The organism is Streptomyces sp. 13-12-16, from assembly GCF_002114215.1.
Taxonomy (GTDB): Bacteria; Actinomycetota; Actinomycetes; order Streptomycetales; family Streptomycetaceae; genus Streptomyces.
Map to the genome: position 1 here is coordinate 1,087 of NZ_NCTE01001141.1, position 1,678 is coordinate 2,764.

Consider the following 1,678-nt stretch of genomic DNA (forward strand, 5'->3'; position numbering starts at 1 on the left):
GTGTCGCACGCGGTCGTCACGGTGACCGACGGGACCGGTACGCAGGTGCTGCGCGCCGGGGCCGACGCCGAGGGCGCCGTGCGGGACACCACCGCGCTGGCGCCGGGGGCGTACACCGTCGTCGTCACCGCGGTCGGGTACGCGCCCGCCGCCGCGAGCGCCATCGTCACCGCGAGCGGGCGGGCCGAGGTGGGGACGGTGACGCTGGCCCGGCAGGGCGGCACCGAGCTGCCGCCGCCGGGGCCGTGGACCGTGGACCCGGCGCATTCGAGCGTGGCGGCCGTCGCCCAGCACCTGGGCATCTCCAGTGTGCGGGGCCGGTTCACCGAGTTCGCGGCCCTGGTGGAGATCGCGCCGGACGACGTCTCCGGGTCCCGCGTGGAGGCGGTGATCCGGGCGGCGTCCATCGACACCGGCAACGGGACGCGCGACGCCCATCTGCGGTCCGCGGACTTCCTGGACGTCGAGCGGTACCCCGAGATCACGTACCGGTCCACCGGTCTGACCGAGGCGGGTTCCGACCGCTGGACGGTCCACGGCGAGCTGGCCATGCGGGGTGTCGTCCGGCCCGTCGACCTGGACCTGGCCTACCTCGGCACCGGGGCGGACCCCTGGGGCGGCACCCGGGCGGCCTTCCGCGCCACGGCCGGACTCCGGCGGGAGGACTTCGCGATGAACTACAACCAGGTCGTCCAGGCCGGCATCGCGGCCATCGGCACGACCCTCCGGGTGGAGCTGGACGTCCAGGCCGTGCAGGGGGAGTCGCTTCCGGCCGCGTGAGGCACCGTCAACCCCCCGTCAGGGGGTGTGGCCGGGGTCGACGATGCGGCGGGCGAGGTCGCGCAGTTTGACGTTCTCCCGCTGCGAGGCGCGGACCAGGCTGTCGAAGGCGCCGGCCGCGTCTATGTCCAGGCGCTCCATGAGAATGCCGGTGGCCTGGCCGATCAGGTCCCGGGTGCGCATGGCCTCGGTGAGCTGCTCGCGCACGGTGGCGGAGTCGAGGGCGATGCCGACGTGCGCGGTGAACAGCCGGCCGACCCGCAGCGCGGTCTCGTCGAAGGCGCGCGGCTTGCGGGCGTAGGCGGTGAGCACGGTCAGCCGGCGGCGGTCGGCCCGCAGCCGCAGCGACAGCACGGACCGCAGGCCGAGCCCGGACAGCACCTCGTCGCCCTCGCCGTTCTCACTGTCCTCGACCTCGGCCACCGGGGCGGTCCACAGGCGGTGCCAGTACGGCCGGTGCCCGTCACCGGGGCCGTCGCCCTCCTCGGCGGCGCGCACCACGTCGTCGGTCCAGGCCAGCGTGGAGCGCCGGTCGTCCCGCTCGATGACGGAGACGCCCGCGTGGTCGGCACCGGGCACGAGGTCGACCGCGAGACGCACGGCGGTGTCCAGGGTGGTGTCCGGGGTGGACGTCTCGTGCAGTCGCTGTGCCGCCGCGGTGAGCGCTTCCGCCAGCTCCAACCCAGCCGGGAAACGGGGCAAATCAGAAAACCGGGACGCAGCCACCACGAACCTCTTCGGCATGCACGGCACCACGGCCGTGCGCAGGAGAGCTCCGCAGCACATTCCTGACTGCGAGCACAGGACGCACGGAATCCTATCTGTTCGGTTGCGATGAGGTGACGCCCGGACCTGGGGTATCGACATCCGGGCCGATCGCCCACCCGGCCTCCTCCCG

Annotated in this window: 2 protein-coding genes; one reads left to right on the plus strand and one right to left on the minus strand. The window is 73.9% G+C overall.

Features of this window, described 5'->3' with window-relative positions:
* Positions 1 to 780 (plus strand): YceI family protein (locus tag B7767_RS36545; RefSeq protein ID WP_085575781.1); only part of this gene is annotated, 780 nt, incomplete at its 5' end.
* 18 nt (positions 781 to 798) lie between these two features.
* On the opposite strand, the gene B7767_RS36550 is transcribed toward B7767_RS36545, so the two are convergent.
* The gene (locus tag B7767_RS36550) at positions 799 to 1,524 is read right to left on the minus strand and encodes an ANTAR domain-containing protein (RefSeq protein ID WP_085575783.1); all 726 of its coding nucleotides are present in this window, start codon (positions 1,522 to 1,524) and stop codon (positions 799 to 801) included.
* Positions 1,525 to 1,678 lie beyond the last annotated feature (154 nt).

Excerpts from the sequence above, each read along its gene's own strand:
- B7767_RS36550 (WP_085575783.1), bottom strand. The coding sequence starts at position 1,524 with ATGCCGAAGAGGTTCGTGGTGGCTGCGTCCCGGTTTTCTGATTTGCCC.